Raw genomic sequence first — 19280 nt, 5'->3', positions numbered from 1 at the left:
GAGTTTCTCAAGTTATCCTATTAACATCTCCTGTTCAATCTCCATTTCACTTTCCAGGATACATTGCTTCAACGCTTCCAATTGTCCAGCATTTAATGCCTCTAATTTTTTCTTCTTCTCACTGTTTAGTTTAATGCCTTTTCCATTTTTCAAAGCATCCTCATAAGAAAGAACATCCATCTTCCATGGAGTCAGATTTGGGAAAATATTTTTCTCATTGTATAAAAAGATCTGTATTCCACCGTAATCCATATCTCCCCAGTGATAATACTGGATTTCTTCCGGTGCTGTCTTCATTAACATTTGCAAAAAACGAACTTCTTTGGGCGAAAAGTAGCCATGACAAAAGATATATAAAACTTTTGGATCATATTCCATGCTTTCGTAATTCGCTTTATTCTCAATCACAATGATTTTTTCAACACCATTTCGTAAAGTTGGAATAGCATGCTCTAATGTCTGTGCATTAATTACTGTTCCATAATAATTCGAAGAAGTGTCAATTTTCTCCTCGCTCGCTATGCCATTTTGATCTGTCAGACAATACTCCACAGCACCTTTCCATTCTAATGTCTGAGAATAACTCAATATTCCATGTACTGCCAGTATCTCATCATCTGACATGCCCTCTTCATATTGCGGAGAGTATTTCAAAGTTTCAATAACTGCACCTTGATAAATACGTTCGAAAACTTTAGATGGTGTGATATCATTTTTCTTTTCAAATACTTTGGAGCTGAACACACGCTTCCATTCCGGTTCTTTCAGAGCAGCTAATGCTTTCAGGCATTTAAGAAATTCTTCATCCTCCGCTTTGGATAACTCTTTTGTATTTCCTTTATTCAGCTGTTCTAACACATGATCGCAATAAGCGCACAGACAGCTTTCAGATACATCCACCTGCAGTTTGCATATTCTTGAAATTGCCTGTAACTGACGCTCTCTTGGATCCATGATTCCAATCAGCTCACATAATCTTGGAATCACTTCTACCCGATAATCAATCCTCGTAATATCTGTATTCATTTCTCTCCAGTCAAAATGCAGATACTTTTCTCCACCCAATGCTGGGATCCGTTCCAGAACTTTTGCCTGTCTGACCAGTTCATCTCTGCCACCTACTGTTTTCAAAAGATTCCCATCCACCTTTGGATGTTTCATTCCTGAGAGATTTCCTATGCGATAGTCCTTTGTATTCGTCTTATCGATCAGCCATTTTGCCAACGGCAGATTCTTTTTATTCAATTCCATACTCTTTCCTTATTCATTTCCCTCAACCATATCAAGGTAATCACCTTTATCAATGTGCATCATAGACACCTGATTCTGATGTCTTCGGAATCCATAGACACAATCTACATTTCGTATCAGCGACTGCAGACGTTCATCCGGTACACATACGATCAGCTGAAGCTCCAGCTCTCTCGCATAATGCAGACATACTTCGCTTCGCTCCTTATCCATCTTGGAAAATGCTTCATCAAGAAGCACCAGACGGATCTTAGAATCACGGTTTGTCTGCTGCATATAGAGCATCGCAAAGCCTGCAAGCAGTGCGACATATTTCGGGTTCTGTCCCTCTCCTCCGGAGTCACGGCCCGCCATATCATCGACTGCATTTTTGCGGATATTTCCATTCTCATCTTCCACCTTTTCATACATACTGAAAGTCAGATAATTACGATAATCCACATACTGTTCCATCTGCTGACGATACTGGCTTAAGGATCTTGCATCTTCCTCCTTCGGAGGCATGAACTTCTCAGTCAGACGCTTGATATCTTCTTCATACTTCTGATAGAACTCATCCTCACCAAGACTTAACTGACCTTCAAATCCGTAGTCATCGAACACTTTACTGTCTAGTTCAGGTGCTGTAAGCATCTCATAGAACTGTCCGTTTTCATTCTGAGCCGGTATGATATCAATCTGGTAAATACTATCTGAAAACTTGATCTTCGCAAGCAGACGGTTGATCTCTTTTTTATGTCTGTAAGCTGCCTTGATTTCACCATGAATGGAAGCAATCACATTTTCACGCAATGTATAGTAAACCAGATTATACTGCTTATCGAATTCTTCCTTATACTTCGGTTCAAAATCTTTCCTACACTGATTCAGCACTTTGTCATACACATCATTTTCATGTTCTATTCCTGTAAAACCATAGGCCGGATAAGCATTATTGAACTTATTTCTGCTTCTTTGCAATTCTTCTCTCTCCGTCTCTTCCAATGATTCCAAAGCATCTTTTTCTTTTGTCTTATCTCTCTTATAAGCTGCTTCACTCTGTACTTTTAACGCATCTGTTACTTCACTCTGAAGCTGTTCGTTGACAACAAATCCCTCTGTCAGGAAGTTTATCTTTTCTGAAAATGATTTGATATTGCTCTCGATTTGTCCCTGTGTCTTCGCATACTGTACTACTTCACTTTGAATGCTATCAAGAATCTCTGCATTTTTCTTAAGCAACTCCAGTAATTCCTGCTTTTTCTTCTTCAGTTCGACTGTCCGGTCGCCTCGTTTCAATTCTTCTACTTCCAGACGTAATTTTTCCTGTTTCTCGTAATAATCCTGAAGCTGTTCCGCTGCTTTTGAAAGATGTAAGATCTGTTCTGTGCTCTGGTTCAGACACTCGAATTTCTGTGCTGCACGCAGTGCCATCTCAACACGGCAGTCCTCTTCCACTTCCTGTTTCAGCTTCGCTGCTTCTTCTTCCAACTCAAGAAGTTTCGCCTTTGACACTTTCGTTCCGATACAGGCATATTTCTCATAATCATTCTTTCTTAAATGTCTGAAAATGTAATTGCTGTAGGAATAACAGTCCTTTGTGACACCATCTCTCGTCTCATGAAGTTCTTCCACCGTCTCACATTTCTTAATGCGGCCTAAGTATCGCTTCAGACAAGTATCTACATAAGCTTCCTCTGCGCGCACACACTCGTACAGTGTATTCTCATCTGCCTTCGGCTTGTCTCTCACGATTGCCGCAGTATCCATGAGTTCGACATCCTCGATCCCCTTCATCTGCTTCATTTTGCGAAATGCTTTCGCAGCATCTAACGTATATTCAGGTGCTGTCACCAGACTGTGTTTCACACGTCCCATACGTCCTTCGATTGCATTTTTCCACTCTTCATCCGTAATATCAAACAAGTCCGCAAAGATATTTACATGGATCGTTCTTCCATACTGAGTACTAAGTATATTCTGCAATTCCTGTCTTGCACGCTTCAATTCCGCACGATATGGTTTTCTGTCATTTTTAAGGTCTTCTACCATCTCCCGCTTCTCTTGAAGTTCTTTCTGATTCTCACGAATTCTTTCGCGAACATCGCCTAATTCTGTATTAATATTGTCAAGCGCATCACTTAAATATTGCTTTAGCTTTTCAATCGAATCTTCACTCACAACACCATCTCGGATATCATCAATTCTATGCAGCGCCTGATTGCTCACATAAGCACTGACTTCATCGTCTTCCTCCCAGGCTGAAAGACCTTTTACGATATCTCTCCATTGTTCTGAATTTGTTGCCAGGAGCTGAATCGTATTTTCAATCTCCTTTAGCTCCTTCTCTTTCTGTCCATAATCGCTGGCTTTGAGTTCTGCCTCGACTTCTACCTGTTCTTTCGTATAAGCATCTTTCTCTGCCAAATAAGATTTTCTCTTTTCTTCTTTTTCCTCAATCTTCTTGAGAATATCCTGCAGATCATCCTCTTTCGATTGCAAATGTGCCTTACAATTTTCTATTTCAATATATTTTAAGATCTGTTCCACATAGATCTTATCAGCTCTTGCTTTCTGCAAGGCTAGATTATGCTGACTGATCTCGTCAAGCATTTTAATTCTCTGTTCCAGGTCTTCTACGCGTTCCTTGATCTCACGGTAAGCGCCAAGCTGATCACTGATTGTTGCAACTGTGTCTTCCTTGCTCTTTGGGAACATATAATCTTTGATAAACTGTCCCGTTCCGTTCGTCATACGAAGTGCAATCGCGCTTTTCTCCATTGTCATCATACGACCCGGCTCTACATAACCAAAGATTGCATCATAAACCGTTTTCAAATACGCTTCTTTCGATGGATATACACGGTTCACATCTCCGCGACCTCTGTTGTCAGCCGATTCTATCCTTGCTTCTACCAATTTTTTAAGTTTCGCGATTGTATACGGAACACCTTCTTCTGTCAAATATTCATCCTCCGGAATCTTTCCGGAATGACTGAAGAAACAATATTTCCTGATGTCTGTATCTGCCTTTCCAACCTCAAATGAAACACCAATACAAGTATGTATATTCTTTCCTGTATCCTTAATCTCCAAGACGATCTGGGAACAGAAGTCCTGGTCTTCTCGGTTAAAGGAACCGTCTTTCTGCGCTCCTCTAAGATAACTTAGAACACTACGCCTGTTCTTCGCGTCATCTGCCGCTTTATTCAAGAATGTGGAAGATATACTTCCATATAAAACAACCTGGATCGCATCCATAACAGTAGACTTACCAGATCCACTTTTCCCACTGAAAAGATTCACATACTCATGGAACTCCATCACTTTGTGACTGATACCGCCCCAGTTATTCATTAACATTCTAGTAAATATTTTCTTCGACTGCTTCTCTTTCATCTTCCACACCTCCCTCTGCTTCTTCCTGGATTTCCTGTTCAAAAACTTCTTCTGTAATCTCTTCCTCTGCGTACTGATCTTCCTGATATTCTTTGATCAACGCAGTAATATCCATACTTCCACAATATAGATTGATCGTGCTGTAGATATAAATCGGAGTCTCATCCTCAACATTCTGGATTGCTCCCGGCACTTCAATGATCTGATGCTTGCTCATCACATATAAAGCTTCTTTCCACTCACCCATCGTAAGCTTATAATTAATCAGATTCGTATTCTTTCCATATTCACGAATCTCCGCCAGATTCGTCACTGTAGCTTTCAAGCCTTCTCCTAAAATCTTATCTCTGTAAATTAATTTAACCAGTAAGATTACTTTTGTAACGGTGGCATTTATCTTTTCTATCGCGATTCCATCTCCATGTAAACGGTAAATGTGTTCCTGTGGGTCATGCACTAATTCACAGCTTAAAACAGACAGATAGTCTTCAATAAACTTTCTGTGTCTTGTACAGATCTCATAATGCATATTGTCTCTTGGGACAAGTGTTACAGGATCATATTTCATCTGTAAAATACATGTCTGTCTGAATAATGCAGCAATTGTTTTCTTCAGGTTATCAGCTTCTGTCACTGACAATTCTTCCATATAATTAACCATCTGATTCTACTCCCTCTATCGTAAGTTTTGAAAATCGGAAACCAGCCTCATTCTCCATCTCCTGCGCCACTTCAATCTGTGCCTTACTGTCCGCAGATTCTGTTGCATGCTGCCATACCATAAATAACTTCTCCAAATCTTCTATTGATTTTACAGTATCTTTTGTCACTGTGAATTTTCCATTCTGTTCATTTTTCTTTCGGAAATCTCTGATCTCTTTCTGCGTATACAGTGGTTCCAGGACAAATTCTGTCATATTCTCTTCCTGTGATTTCTCAGGTGTTACCGCCTGTGGAGTGAACTTTTCCTTCTGATTTTCACGTCTTTGATACAGACTCTTCTCTGTCATAATCTTATATGGCTCCGAAAACCTAAGTTTTGAAGATAACTTATCCAGAATCTCTTCCGACTTGCCACTTTCATTGATCAGATTAATCAGTGCGACTGTCTGATCTTCTTCCATTACACCTTCCATCATAATGTACCGGATTCTTGCTGCGGCACGGCTTGCAAATACTGTCTTTTGTTCAATCAGCTTATTATATCTTCGCTCAATCGCATCAAACTCTCTCGAAATCTTATAGAGCATATCTGTCGCCTCTTCACAGATCTCAATCATTCTTCGCAGACGATAAGATTTTCTCGTATTTTCCTCTTCGCTTAAGAGCTCGGTTTCAAATGAGTATTTTCTTGCTTCTGTCTTTTCCAGATTTTCCTCTATCAACTCTTTTACAGCTTCCTTATATCGATAAAAACTGTCTGTTGTAGTCAGTATCGCATATTTTTTGCTGTCACTGTTATTGATCTCTTTCACAAGTACTTCCTGGATTCCTCGAAAACTTCTCTGCTTTGACAGTTCATCGAAATAACCTCGCATTCCCTCCTGCATGTTCGCGAGCATCTGCAGAAGTGCTCTTGATGTATGAAGCGCACTTTTTAAAATCTCATTATTCTTCTCTTTGTCTAAACTGTAGGTATAGAGATGACTGTATACCGTAAGCACACTCTCTCGTTCCTTACCGTCATTTTCACTGTATAATTTCTGAAATAATTCTACAAACAGCTGACTGTATTCCGGAAATGAAACGACATAACTGTTCAACGTTTCATCATAATCCCTTCTAAGCCATCCCCAGTCTTCAAAATGCTTCAGACTGACTGATGCCATGTTGGCTCTGGTGATCAGTTCTCCTTCTTCATCGACTCTTGCCTCACTCCAGTCCAGTGCCATCTTCGCCAGTCGTTCATTCATGATCATCTGACACTCTCGTTCCGTAAGCCCGAGAAGAGAATAAGACTGACTGCTCTCCTCATAAAGCGCTACCAGAAACTGCATATAGAATTCCATATATTTACTTCCAAATATTTTATATAGATCCTTTGGAACTTTTTCGACCAGTTTCATGTTTTTTCTTATGTCTCCTTTTTATTCCTATTAAAGTTTCTTTTACATCTTTTTCATTTCTTATAACATCTTCTCTGCTTCAAAAAACTGAGAAAAATGTGCAATGACCGGACATTTTCCCTTCTCTGTCTGAAGCCACTCGATCTCATTCACATTTTCCTTCGGCCGATACAAGATCACCGGCATTCCTATATTCTGTGCTCCTGTCACATCATGTGCGATGCTGTCTCCGATAAAGATACTTTCTTCCACCATCACTCCTGCTTTTTCAACACAGAGATCAAAAAGTTTTCGATGCGGTTTTTCCTCGCCAGCCTCTTCACTTGTCACAATTCCATCAATATACTTACCTAATCCAAGCTTTAATATCTTCCGATACTGGACGTCTGAAGTCATATTGGATCCTATACCGATATAAATGCCTCGCTGTTTCAATTCTTTCATCAACTCTTCAATTCCAGGAGATGGAATAATCTGATCGATCAATGTATCCCAGTACAGATTATACATCTCATACGCATATGGGAAAACCGGCTTTCCAAGTGTCTCCAGCATACACTGAAATCTCACCAGGCGATTATGGTTCACCGCATAATCTCTTCCAGCTCTGTCATCTGCCTTCACTCTTGCCTCGGCAACATATTTCTCCAAGTCTTCTTTTGCTATGCCTAAATTCTCATATGCCCATTCTTTCATCACCGGCATCGTATTATTATGCGCTCCAATGTAATCATAAATGGTGTCATCTATATCAAAAAATACTGCTTTTGTCATCCCAATGTCTCCTGTTTTTTTGCTACTGTCTTGATTGATGTTTTGCATCTTCTGTGCCTTGCATTCAAGAATGCCTCTGCATTCTTGCTGCGAGATGCGCGTCATGCAATGCATGACATACTTCTTCTGCGCATCTCTGCAATCCTGCCGGAGGCTATATCAGATGGGAGTCATCTCACATCTGATATACCCTGGCACATTTTGCCTCATTTCATTATAACATGTTTTCATCAAAGAAAAAGAGTTTCGCAAATGACTTTTCCTCTCCATCTGCGAAACTCTTAATATTGATCATCAGCTCTTACTCTGACTTTTCTTCTGCCACCGTTTCTTGTGACTGTATTTCTGTTGCCTGTGTTTCCGGCTCTTTTTCTGTTTCCGGTTCTTTCACTGTTTCTGGCTCTGCTGCTTGTGCCTCTGTCGGCTTCATCAGGATTCTTCCGGACTCCTGCTCTTCTTTCTTTTCTCCATCTGCTTCTTCCGGTTCAGGGATTCCCTTCACTTCACGGAAGATCTTCATGAATTCCTTACCTGTGATCGTCTCTTTCTCGATCAGGAAGGCTGCAATCTTATCAAGAGCATCTCTGTTCGCACTTAAGAGGCGTTTTGCTTCTTCATAGGAAGCTTTGAGCATCTTCATGATCTCTTCATCGATCTCCGCTGCTGTCGCTTCTCCACAGTTACGAACTGCACGACCGTCTAAGTACCGGCTCTGAACAGATTCAAGTCCCATCAGACCAAAGCGCTCTGACATACCATACTGTGTGATCATCGCTCTGGCGATCTTCGTTGCCTGCTCGATATCGTTCGATGCACCTGTCGTAACAGTGTCAAATACAATCTCTTCTGCTGCACGTCCACCGAGTGCAACAACGATCATTGCTTCAAGTTCTTTCTTCGTATTTAAGAACTTCTCTTCCTCCGGTGTCTGCATTACATAACCGAGTGCTCCCATTGTTCTAGGAACGATTGTGATCTTCTGTACCGGTTCTGTATTCTTCTGAAGTGCTGTGACAAGCGCATGTCCAACTTCATGGTAAGATACGATTCTTCGCTCTTCTGCACTCATGATACGGTCTTTCTTCTCTTTACCTACAAGTACAACTTCCACTGCCTCAAAGAGGTCTTTCTGGCTGACAACTTGTCTGCCATGCTTAACTGCAGTGATTGCAGCCTCATTGATCATATTGGCAAGATCTGATCCAACTGCTCCTGAAGTTGCAAGCGCGATCTCTTCCAGATTGACTGTCTCATCCATCTTAACATCCTTCGCATGAACCTTAAGAATCTCGACACGACCTTTCAGATCCGGCTTATCTACTATGATACGGCGATCAAAACGTCCCGGTCTCAACAGCGCCGGATCAAGTACCTCCGGACGGTTTGTTGCTGCAAGAACAAGTAGTCCCTTATTCGTATCGAATCCATCCATCTCTGCAAGAAGCTGGTTTAATGTCTGCTCACGCTCGTCATTACCGCCACCGCCAAGTGCGCTGTCACGGCTCTTACCGATTGCATCGATCTCATCGATAAATACAATACATGGAGCCATCTGCTGTGCCTGTTTGAACAGGTCACGCACACGGGAAGCACCTACACCGACATACATCTCTACGAATGCAGATCCTGACAAAGAGAAGAACGGAACCTTCGCCTCTCCTGCAACTGCTTTCGCAAGAAGTGTCTTACCTGTTCCCGGAGGTCCTACAAGAAGTGCTCCCTTCGGAAGCTTCGCTCCGATACCTGTATATTTTCCAGGATTGTGCAGGAAATCAACAACTTCCTGTAAGGACTCCTTCGCTTCATCTTCACCTGCAACATCTAAGAATGTCACACCTGTCTGCTTCTCCATATACATCTTGGCATTGCTCTTGCCGATTCCCATCATGCCGCCGCCCTTAGACATCTTCTTCATAAGGAAATTAAACATGAATACAAGAAGTACGATCGGAAGGATCACTGTGATGAAGATATCCATGATCAGTGAACTTGCCGTATCCGGAATCTGGGATTTAAACTCTACCCCTGCCTTATCTAAACGCTTTACAAGTGTGTCATCTGATACATTTCCTGTGTAATAATCCGGTTCCTTGCTCTTGGAGCTACCCTGCATCTGACTGATCTGGCCAAGCAGACTGTCCATAACATTTTCCTGATCTTCGCTTTCCTTAGAATCTGAACTATCACTCTGGTCTGCAGAAGCTTTCTCATTATCCTTTACTTCTGTAAGTTTTCCCTCTGCCTTTTCCTTTCTGGCGTCATCTGTCAAAACGATATTGATCCTTGAATTGGTAAATGTGACAGACTCTACTTTTCCATTATCAACTAATTTCAGAAATTTATCATAGCTGATCTCAGAAGCGCTTCCGCCCTGCATCATAGAATATAGGCCCATAACAACAAAAGTAACCACCAAGGTAGTGAACAAAATAATTCCCCAACCCTGTCGGTTCTTGTTCGGGCCTTTGTTTTTATTGTTATTCTCCATTTTTTTCCTCCAAAACTTAAATAGTGGTTATTTTCCAGCAAATCTTTTACCTTATTTGTAAAAAAACAACTACTTCCTACCATTATAAATAGTGGTTTTCCATAAATCAATAAAAAGATTATGAAAATATTGTAAAAACGTGCCGTTTCATAGTATACTAGAAAAGTAATGCCTGTTTATAACAGATTTATCTGTTAATAATAGTAATAACAGTTCGGCAAAATTTATAGTAAGGAAGATAAAATGATGAAAATTGGATTTGACAATGACAAATATCTGAAAATGCAGTCCGAACATATCCGCGAGCGTATCGGAAAATTCGGTGGCAAACTCTATCTTGAATTCGGTGGAAAGCTTTTTGATGACTATCACGCTTCCCGTGTACTTCCGGGATTTGAACCTGACAGCAAGCTGCGTCTCTTAAAGGAGCTCAGCGACCAGGCTGAGATTGTCTTTGCAATCAGTGCAAAAGACATTGAAAAGAATAAGATTCGTGGGGATCTTGGTATCACTTATGATTCAGACGTGATCCGCCTGATCGGTACTTACCGTGAGCAGGGACTTTTCGTTGGAAGTGTAGTAATCACACAGTTCTCCGGACAGGAAAGTGCACTTCTGTTCAAGAACCGTCTTGAGAACCTTGGAATCTCTGTATACATTCATTACAACATTCCGGGATATCCATCCAACATTCCACTGATTGTCAGTGAGAATGGTTACGGAAAGAACGATTATATCGAGACTTCACATCCGCTTGTTATTGTAACAGCTCCGGGACCTGGAAGTGGAAAGATGGCTGTCTGCCTGTCTCAGTTATATCAGGAGCACCAGCGCGGAATCGAAGCCGGATATGCGAAGTTCGAGACATTCCCTATCTGGAATCTGCCGCTGAAGCACCCGGTAAACCTCGCTTATGAGGCTGCTACAGCTGACCTTAACGATGTAAATATGATCGACCCATATCATCTTGAAGCTTATGGTATAACAACTGTAAACTACAACCGTGACGTAGAGATCTTCCCTGTTTTAAATACAATCTTCGAGAAGATCTACGGTTCCAGCCCATACAAATCACCTACAGACATGGGGGTAAATATGGCCGGAAATTGTATCTGTGATGATGAAGCCTGCCGTGAAGCTTCCCGCCAGGAGATCATCCGACGCTACTATGCAGCACTCAATGCGCTTCTGAAAGGTGATGCTTCTGAGAAGGAAGCTGAGAAGATCGAGCTTCTTATGAATATGGAAGGAATTACTGTTTCTGACCGAAAAGTTGCTGTCAAAGCACTGGAGCGTGCTCAGCAGACAGGCGGACCTGCTGCCGCACTGGAGCTTGAAGATGGACGCATCATCTCCGGAAAAACTTCCAACCTGCTCGGTGCGAGCGCTGCCCTTCTTGTAAACGTACTGAAGGAACTTGCCGGCATCGACCACAATGTCCATATCATCTCTCCGGAAGCAATTGAACCGATTCAGAAATTGAAAGTGGATTACCTGAACAGCAAGAACCCTCGTCTTCACACAGACGAGATCCTGATTGCACTTTCCGCAAGTGCTGCTGTCAATCCGATCGCTGAGCTTGCACTCTCCCAGCTTCCAAAACTGAAAGGATGCCAGGCTCATACTTCCGTAATGCTTTCAAGTGTTGATATCAAGACATTTAAAAAACTTGGTGTACAGCTCACAAGTGAAGCTGTGAACGAACGTCAGATTTTAAGCTAAAGACAAATCCTTACCAATACAGAAAGATATCACAAAAACCTCTCTGCGGTTTCAGGTATAACCACCTGCTGTCTGAGAGGTTTTTTTCTGCATTTCTCCCATTTTACAAAGCTTTTTCGCCTTCCTTCTTTACATTACTTCGTCAAAATCACTTCATCCCATCTTTTTTCTATGTTTTTATCAAAAAAGTATTGTAATTTTTTTCTGAATAGGTGTATACTTGGAAAGTATTTTTTTTGATAACAACTATTCACGGAGGAGGAAAGACACTATGGCAGTAAAATATGTATTTGTTACAGGCGGAGTTGTATCCGGTCTTGGAAAAGGAATTACAGCTGCATCTTTGGGACGACTTTTGAAAGCGCGTGGTTACACTGTAACTATGCAGAAATTCGATCCTTACATCAATATTGACCCTGGTACAATGAACCCAGTACAGCACGGAGAAGTTTTTGTTACAGATGACGGTGCAGAAACTGACCTTGACCTTGGTCATTACGAAAGATTTATCGATGAAAGCCTGACAAAGAATTCCAATGTTACAACAGGAAAGATCTATTGGTCCGTTCTTCAGAAAGAACGCCGCGGAGATTTCGGTGGAGGAACTGTTCAGGTAATCCCTCATATTACAAATGAGATCAAGAGCCGTTTCTACCGTAATCCGGCTGCAACAGATACTGAGATTGCTATCATTGAGGTCGGTGGAACTGTTGGTGATATTGAAAGCCAGCCTTTCCTTGAATCCATCCGTCAGTTTCAGCATGAACGCGGAGCAGAAAATGTTATCCTGATCCATGTTACGCTGATTCCTTATTTAAGAGCATCTCAGGAAATGAAGACAAAACCGACACAGGCAAGTGTAAAAGAACTTCAGGGAATGGGAATCCAGCCGGATATCATTGTCTGCCGTTCCGAATATCCACTGGATGATGCAATGAGAAACAAAATTTCTCTGTTCTGTAATCTCCCGGCTGACCATGTACTTCAGAACCTGGACGTAGAATATCTCTACGAGGCACCACTTGCCATGGAGAAAGAACATCTGGCACAGGTTGTATGCGAGTCTCTGCATCTTGACTGCCCGGAACCGGATCTTACAGACTGGACTGAGATGGTTGAAAACCTTCGTCATCCAACACAGGAAGTGACTGTAGCACTGGTTGGAAAATATATCCAGCTTCATGACGCATACATCAGTGTTGTAGAAGCGTTAAAGCACGGAGGAATTTACACACACACAACAGTAAATATCAAATGGATCGATTCCGAAACTGTAACAGAAGAAAATGCTGAAGAACTCTTCTCTGACGTAAGCGGTATTCTTGTTCCTGGTGGATTTGGCCATCGTGGTGTAGAAGGTAAGATCACAGCGATCAAATACGCCCGTACACACAACGTTCCGTTCCTTGGTCTCTGCCTTGGTATGCAGCTGTCTATCGTTGAATTTGCAAGAAATGTCATCGGTTACAAAGACGCACACAGCATGGAACTCAATCCAGATACAACTCATCCGGTCATCCACATCATGTCCGATCAGATTGGTATTGAAGATATTGGTGGTACTTTAAGACTTGGTTCTTATCCATGTGTACTTAAAGACAACTCCCTTGCTTATAAACTGTATGGAAAGAAAGAGATTGAAGAGCGTCATCGTCATCGTTATGAAGTAAACAATGACTACCGTGAAGTTCTTGAAGAAAACGGAATGTCCCTTTGCGGACTTTCACCGGACAGCCGTATTGTAGAGATGGTTGAGATTCCTTCTCATCCATGGTTTATCGCAACTCAGGCGCATCCGGAGCTGAAATCCAGACCAAACAGACCGCATCCACTGTTCAAGGGATTCGTTGAAGCTGCACTGGAGAATCAGAAAGAGAAAAATAAATAGCAAAATTTTAAAAGTCACACTCTAAAGTGGACTCAAAAAAGGATTTGATCGTATCTGGCAAAACCCAGATGAATCAAATCCTTTTTCTATCTGACGACAGATTCTTAAATTCCTGTCCTTCACTTATTATCAGCAGATTTCTTTTTCTCTGCTCTCTTTTTCATGATCAGCTCTTCAATCTTCCATCCTGCCCAGCCCGAGAATAGTCCGACGATCAATCCGCCGAGAACGTCGGTCGGATAATGTACCCCTACATATAATCTCGATAATGCGATCAAAGTAGCCAATACCATTGCCGCAGTTCTCCATTTCTTCGGAAACACTTCCTTGCACTTGTAGATTGCAAATGCTGATGCAAAAGATGCACATGTATGACCGGAAGGGAAGGAAAAATCCTTCTGTTTCTCAATCATAAGATCTAATTCCTGTATCACTTCATACGGTCTTATTCTGGCAACCACATTCTTTATCGCCACATTTGTGATCAGTGTTCCTATAATAAGTGCAAGCGCTGATGCAAGCCCTGCCTTCCTCGTCTTCTTAGGAATCAGTAGAACAATCGTTAGAAGAATCCAGAAGATTCCAAAATCTCCAAGATGCGTGATCCCTTTCCAGAACCAGTCCATCCAGTCATGACGGATATATTCTTGAATAAAAAGCAGAATGTTCTGATCTAATTGTAAAATAGTGTCCATTTCCTTTTTTCACCTCTTTCAAATCATTTTCCCAGAACGGTTTCTTTCAAAAACAATTCCTTCACTACAGATTCATATACTACACATTTCTCACATTTCTTAATCTTCTTGAAATACTTCCTTCCATCTGTAAAGATGGGATGAAGATAGAACCACATTTCTTTCATCTTATAAAGAATCGTTCGGTCTCCTGACATTTCTTCACAATATGCCGCATAGAGAACATCATGGAATTTCTTTAGCTCTTCTATCGTTGCGGCACTTCCGCCTTTTAGCTTTCTTCCAAGTGCCGGATCAGCCAGCACGCCGCGCCCCATCATCACAGTATCTGTCTGTGGAAATCTTATTTTCAACTGTTCCATGTCCTCCACAGAACAGATATCCCCATTATAGCAAAGCGGATGTTCGCTATGTTCCACTGCCCATGCATATGTATCAAGCTTTGGTGTGTTCTTATAGAACTCCTTCTGCACACGCGGATGAATGATCAGCTCCTTCAGCGGATATTTATTATAGATAGGAAGGATTGTCTCAAACTCCTCCGGATCTTCCATTCCGATTCTTGTTTTGATTGAGATTTCCAGATTACATTTCTCAAAAACCGCATCCAGAAATCGATCCAGCTTCTGTGGCTCATCCAAAAATCCCGCTCCTCTTCCCTTCGTCACAACAGTTCGAGACGGACATCCAAGATTCAGGTTCACTTCTTTATATCCGTAATCTCCAAGTTTCTGAGCTGTGCACAAGAAATCTTCCACGTTATTCGTAAGAATCTGCGGCACTGCATACATTCCCTGATTATGCTCCGGCATCACATCCTTCTTCTCTCTTGTGCTGAAATGTCCTTTCTGATTCGGACTGATAAACGGAATAAAATACTTATCGAATCCGTCAAAGCACTGATGTAATGCATTTCTATAAATATGTCCTGTGATCCCCTCCAATGGGGCAAGATATAAATTCATTGATCGTTCTCCTGACTTTTTCCACTTCTTTGCATTGTTTTTAACAGTAATAACATTTTTATCATACCCCGACTTTCTTGTCAAGAATATTTACTTATGCTAAACTAATGTATATAAGAAAAAATACGAAGGAGGATTTATTTGTTTATGAATACACTAAAAAAATTCATCCACTACTATGGCCCATACAAAACGGTCTTTTTTATTGACCTTCTCTGTGCAGCCATTATCAGTCTTGTGGATCTTGCTTATCCGCAGATTCTACGAAGTGCGACCAAGACACTTTTTACTCAGGATAAAGCAATTATCCTGCAGGCGCTTCCGTGGATTGCGATCGGACTCTTTATGATGTATGTCATCCAAAGCTTCTGCAAATATTATGTCAGCTGTCAGGGACATATCATGGGCGCTAAGATGGAGCGGGATATGCGTCAGGAACTCTTCGAACACTATGAAGAGCTGTCCTTTTCCTATTACAGTCAGAACAACTCCGGTCAGATGATGAGTAAGCTGGTCAGTGACCTGTTCGACATTTCCGAGTTTGCACACCATGGCCCGGAGAACTTATTTATCTCATTAGTTAAGATCGTCGGATCCTTTATTTTCCTTTTCTTAATTAATAAGAAGCTGGCTCTTCCGCTGATCGTACTTGTGATCTTGATGTTCCTCTTCTCTTTCCGACAGAATCAGAAGATGCAGCGCACCTTTATGGAAAACAGAAAAAAAATCGGTGATGTCAATGCGAGCCTTCAAGATACTTTATCCGGGATCCGCGTTGTCCAGTCTTTTACAAATGAAGAGATCGAAAAGGAAAAATTCCAGAAGAGCAATCACGCCTTCCTTGTCTCCAAGAAAGACAATTACAGATGCATGGGCGAATTCATGAGCTCCAATCTCTTTTTCCAGGGAATGATGTATCTAGTCACACTTGTATACGGCGGCTATCTGATTGCCAACAATGAAATGTCAGCTGCTGATCTTGCGATGTATGCTCTTTATATCGGAATCTTTATCAGCCCGATCCAGATTCTCGTAGAGCTGATGGAAATGATGCAGAAAGGGCTTTCCGGTTTCCGCCGTTTCCTTGATGTTATGGAAACCGAACCTGAGATTCAGGATGCACCGGATGCAGTAGAACTCAAAGATGTGAAAGGCCGTGTCTGCTACGAAGATGTCTCCTTCCATTACAGCGACGATGAAACGACTGTTCTCTCTCACGTATCGATCGAGATTCCTGCTGGGAAGTCAGTTGCATTGGTCGGTCCATCCGGCGGTGGAAAGACAACAATCTGTTCCCTGTTGCCTCGCTTCTACGACGTAACTGGCGGACGCGTCACAGTAGACGGACAGGATATCCGCTCTCTTACATTGAAGAGTCTTAGAAGCCAGATTGGTGTCGTTCAGCAGGATGTCTACCTCTTCTCCGGTTCCATCCGCGACAACATTGCCTATGGCAAGCCGGATGCGACAGAAGAAGAAATCATCGAAGCAGCAAAATGTGCAAACATCCATGACTTTATCATGGAACTGCCTGATCAGTACGATACATTCGTCGGCGAGCGCGGCGCAAGACTTTCCGGTGGTCAGAAACAGCGTATCTCGATTGCCCGTGTCTTCTTAAAGAATCCACCGATCCTGATCCTTGATGAAGCAACCAGTGCTCTTGATAACGAGAGTGAACGCTGGATCCAGCACAGTCTGGAAGAACTGTCCAAGAACAGAACGACCATCACAATCGCACACCGTCTGTCCACGATCAAAAATGCAGATGAGATTATTGTTATTACAGAAAATGGTATCGCAGAGCGCGGAACACATGAAACTCTGCTTGAGAAAAATGGTATTTATGCCGGATATTACAACATGGCATAAAATAAGAATCTCCCGTAGAAATCAGTATTTTCATACTTGAACTTCTTCGGGAGATTCTTATTTTTGTTGTTTCGGGTAACTATTCTTACTCTTCTACTTCAATCTTACGGATTGTTTTCTTTGCAATCTCATCCTTGATTGCTTCGATGAATTCTCCAAGATCCTTAGAACCTTCATCTCCAAGATATCTGCTTCTTACAGATACTTTCTGCTCTTCCTCTTCCTTCGCTCCAACAATTAAGAGATATGGAACTCTGTTCAGACGAGCCTCACGGATCTTGTATCCCATCTTCTCGGAACGTCCATCTACTGAGCAGCGGATATTAGCTTCTTTAAGCTGTGCTTCCACTTTCGCTGCATAATCATTGTATTTATCAGAAATCGGAATCACACGAACCTGCTCCGGACACAGCCATGTTGGGAACATTCCTGCATATTTCTCGATCAGCCATGCCAGTGTTCTCTCGTAGCATCCCACAGATGTACGGTGGATGATGTACGGACGCTGTTTGTCACCATTCTCATCGATATAGTACATATCAAACTGCTCAGCAAGAAGCGCATCCCACTGGATTGTGATCATTGTGTCTTCCTTACCATATACGTTCTTCGCATTGATATCAACCTTCGGTCCGTAGAATGCTGCTTCTCCGACATCCTCTGCGAATGGAATGTTGAGTTCCTGAAGCATTGTACGGATATGACCTTCTGTCTCTTCCCATACTTCCGGTGCTCCAATATATTTCTTAGTATCTGTTGGATCCCATTTAGAAAGGTGATATGTTACATCCTCTTCTACTCCGAGAACCTGCAGACAATACTGTGCAAGTGCGATACAATCTTTGAACTCTTTTACCATCTGATCTGGTCTTACTACTAAATGTCCCTCAGAGATCGTGAACTGACGAACACGTGTCAGACCATGCATCTCTCCGGAATCCTCGTTACGGAACAGTGTAGATGTCTCACCGTAGCGAAGTGGCAGATCACGGTAGCTGTGCTGCTCTGCTTTGTATACATAATACTGGAATGGACATGTCATCGGACGAAGAGCAAATACTTCTTTATCTTTCTCCTCATCTCCTAAAACGAACATTCCTTCTTTATAGTGATCCCAGTGTCCGGAAATTTTATAAAGATCGCTCTTTGCCATAAGTGGTGTCTTTGTACGGATATATCCACGTTTTGCCTCTTCATCTTCAATCCAGCGCTGCAGTTCCTGCATGATAATAACACCGTTTGGCATGATCAGCGGAAGTCCCTGTCCGATTACATCTACCGTTGTGAAAAGCTTCATCTCACGACCAAGTTTATTATGGTCACGTTTCTTTGCTTCCTCTAACTGTGTCAGATGCTCTTTCAGTTCATCCTTTGTTGCATAAGCTGTACCGTAAATACGTGTCAGCATATGCTTGTTCTCATCACCTCTCCAGTAAGCTCCTGAAGATGATAACAGCTTGAATGCTTTGATTCCCTTTGTGCTCATCAGGTGCGGGCCTGCACATAAGTCAACCCAGTCTCCCTGAGAATAGAAGGAAATCTCTTCTCCTTCCGGAAGATCCTCGATCAGTTCAACCTTGTATGGCTCATTTTTCTCTTTGAAAAATGCAATCGCATCCTCTCTTGATTTTGTAAATCTTTCGATCTTTGCGCCTTTTTTGATAATCTTCTTCATTTCTTTTTCGATAGCGTCAAGGTCATCTCTTGAAAATGACTGACATTCGAAATCATAGTAAAATCCTGTATCAATAGAAGGTCCGATTGCAACCTTTGCCTCTGGGAAAAGTGTCTGAACTGCTTCTGCCATTACGTGGGATGCTGTGTGACGAAGTACTGCCAGTCCCTTCTCATCTCTTGCTGTAAGGATGTTCAGTTCACAGTCTTTATCAAGAACTGTACGAAGGTCTACAACCTCTCCATCTACTTCTCCTGCACAGGCTGCGCGTGCAAGTCCTTCACTGATGTCAAATGCAACGTCGATCACTGACTTTGCTTCTGAATATTCTTTTTTTGATCCATCTTTTAATGTAATAATCATTTTCGCTTCCTCCTATTTTCTTCAAGTAACTATGCATGCTTTCATTCGGGGATTCTATGGAAAAAGAAAAGACTCTATCTATCCCCTGCACTCACATGCAAGGGACGGATAAAGTCTGATTATCAATTACTTTACTATCCGCG

The 19280-nt window shown here is 41.9% G+C and carries 12 protein-coding genes; 3 read left to right on the top strand and 9 right to left on the bottom strand.

Features of this window, described 5'->3' with window-relative positions:
* Window positions 1–12: 12 nt before the first annotated feature.
* The 6 genes from LI162_RS07230 to ftsH all read right to left on the bottom strand — a co-directional run bounded on the left by LI162_RS07230 (window position 13) and on the right by ftsH (window position 9957).
* A complete protein-coding gene (locus tag LI162_RS07230; protein WP_227156162.1) occupies window positions 13–1251 on the bottom strand; it encodes a Wadjet anti-phage system protein JetD domain-containing protein in 1239 nt (412 codons plus the stop codon).
* Between the two features lie 9 nt (window positions 1252–1260).
* A complete protein-coding gene (locus LI162_RS07225) occupies window positions 1261–4629 on the bottom strand; it encodes an SbcC/MukB-like Walker B domain-containing protein (RefSeq protein ID WP_227156160.1) in 3369 nt (1122 codons plus the stop codon).
* Window positions 4595–5290 carry a DUF4194 domain-containing protein gene (locus LI162_RS07220; RefSeq protein WP_227156158.1) on the bottom strand — a complete coding sequence of 232 codons (696 nt, stop codon included), beginning with the start codon at window positions 5288–5290 and terminating at the stop codon, window positions 4595–4597. Before LI162_RS07220 ends, LI162_RS07225 begins: the two co-directional genes overlap by 35 nt.
* Window positions 5283–6695 carry a Wadjet anti-phage system protein JetA family protein gene (locus tag LI162_RS07215; RefSeq protein ID WP_015529547.1) on the bottom strand — a complete coding sequence of 471 codons (1413 nt, stop codon included), beginning with the start codon at window positions 6693–6695 and terminating at the stop codon, window positions 5283–5285. The genes LI162_RS07220 and LI162_RS07215 overlap by 8 nt, the downstream gene beginning before the upstream one ends.
* 60 nt (window positions 6696–6755) lie before the next feature.
* On the bottom strand, window positions 6756–7469 hold the full coding sequence (locus LI162_RS07210) for an HAD family hydrolase (protein ID WP_015529546.1): 714 nt from the start codon (window positions 7467–7469) through the stop codon (window positions 6756–6758).
* A gap of 301 nt (window positions 7470–7770) precedes the next feature.
* Complete coding sequence (gene ftsH, locus LI162_RS07205; protein ID WP_196019996.1) at window positions 7771–9957, bottom strand: ATP-dependent zinc metalloprotease FtsH; 2187 nt, start codon at window positions 9955–9957, stop codon at window positions 7771–7773.
* A gap of 246 nt (window positions 9958–10203) precedes the next feature.
* On the opposite strand from ftsH, the gene LI162_RS07200 reads away from it, so the two are divergent.
* The gene (locus tag LI162_RS07200; protein ID WP_227156171.1) at window positions 10204–11679 is read left to right on the top strand and encodes a DUF1846 domain-containing protein; all 1476 of its coding nucleotides are present in this window, start codon (window positions 10204–10206) and stop codon (window positions 11677–11679) included.
* A 271-nt stretch (window positions 11680–11950) separates the two neighbouring features.
* Window positions 11951–13567, top strand: a complete 1617-nt coding sequence (locus LI162_RS07195) for a CTP synthase (protein ID WP_015529543.1) — start codon at window positions 11951–11953, stop codon at window positions 13565–13567.
* 119 nt (window positions 13568–13686) lie between these two features.
* On the opposite strand, the gene LI162_RS07190 is transcribed toward LI162_RS07195, so the two are convergent.
* The gene (locus tag LI162_RS07190; RefSeq protein ID WP_020436890.1) at window positions 13687–14262 is read right to left on the bottom strand and encodes a phosphatase PAP2 family protein; all 576 of its coding nucleotides are present in this window, start codon (window positions 14260–14262) and stop codon (window positions 13687–13689) included.
* A 23-nt stretch (window positions 14263–14285) separates the two neighbouring features.
* Entirely contained in the window at window positions 14286–15227 is a 942-nt protein-coding gene (locus tag LI162_RS07185; protein WP_020436889.1) for a tRNA dihydrouridine synthase, read from the bottom strand.
* Window positions 15228–15374: 147 nt separating this feature from the next.
* Between LI162_RS07185 and LI162_RS07180 the strand changes: the two genes are divergently transcribed.
* Entirely contained in the window at window positions 15375–17099 is a 1725-nt protein-coding gene (locus LI162_RS07180) for an ABC transporter ATP-binding protein (protein ID WP_015529540.1), read from the top strand.
* Window positions 17100–17184: 85 nt separating this feature from the next.
* Here LI162_RS07180 and thrS read toward each other — a convergent pair whose 3' ends face one another.
* On the bottom strand, window positions 17185–19137 hold the full coding sequence (gene thrS / locus LI162_RS07175) for a threonine--tRNA ligase (RefSeq protein WP_020436888.1): 1953 nt from the start codon (window positions 19135–19137) through the stop codon (window positions 17185–17187).
* Between the last annotated feature and the right edge of the window lie 143 nt (window positions 19138–19280).

Origin of the sequence: Mediterraneibacter sp. 210702-DFI.3.120 (assembly GCF_020561005.1) — a bacterium.
Lineage (GTDB): Bacteria > Bacillota > Clostridia > Lachnospirales > Lachnospiraceae > Mediterraneibacter > Mediterraneibacter faecis.
The sequence above is the reverse complement of the archived record's forward strand: the minus strand, read 5'-3'. Positions and strand labels throughout refer to the sequence as shown.

What these genes read in the sequence shown, in the direction of transcription:
- LI162_RS07225 (WP_227156160.1), bottom strand. Translation starts at nt 4,629, where the DNA reads ATGAAAGAGAAGCAGTCGAAGAAAATATTTACTAGAATGTTAATGAAT.
- LI162_RS07180 (WP_015529540.1), top strand. Translation starts at nt 15,375, where the DNA reads ATGAATACACTAAAAAAATTCATCCACTACTATGGCCCATACAAAACG.
- LI162_RS07215 (WP_015529547.1), bottom strand. Translation starts at nt 6,695, where the DNA reads ATGAAACTGGTCGAAAAAGTTCCAAAGGATCTATATAAAATATTTGGA.
- ftsH (WP_196019996.1), bottom strand. Translation starts at nt 9,957, where the DNA reads ATGGAGAATAACAATAAAAACAAAGGCCCGAACAAGAACCGACAGGGT.
- LI162_RS07230 (WP_227156162.1), bottom strand. Translation starts at nt 1,251, where the DNA reads ATGGAATTGAATAAAAAGAATCTGCCGTTGGCAAAATGGCTGATCGAT.
- LI162_RS07185 (WP_020436889.1), bottom strand. Translation starts at nt 15,227, where the DNA reads ATGAATTTATATCTTGCCCCATTGGAGGGGATCACAGGACATATTTAT.
- LI162_RS07195 (WP_015529543.1), top strand. Translation starts at nt 11,951, where the DNA reads ATGGCAGTAAAATATGTATTTGTTACAGGCGGAGTTGTATCCGGTCTT.
- LI162_RS07210 (WP_015529546.1), bottom strand. Translation starts at nt 7,469, where the DNA reads ATGACAAAAGCAGTATTTTTTGATATAGATGACACCATTTATGATTAC.
- LI162_RS07200 (WP_227156171.1), top strand. Translation starts at nt 10,204, where the DNA reads ATGAAAATTGGATTTGACAATGACAAATATCTGAAAATGCAGTCCGAA.
- LI162_RS07190 (WP_020436890.1), bottom strand. Translation starts at nt 14,262, where the DNA reads ATGGACACTATTTTACAATTAGATCAGAACATTCTGCTTTTTATTCAA.
- LI162_RS07220 (WP_227156158.1), bottom strand. Translation starts at nt 5,290, where the DNA reads ATGGTTAATTATATGGAAGAATTGTCAGTGACAGAAGCTGATAACCTG.
- thrS (WP_020436888.1), bottom strand. Translation starts at nt 19,137, where the DNA reads ATGATTATTACATTAAAAGATGGATCAAAAAAAGAATATTCAGAAGCA.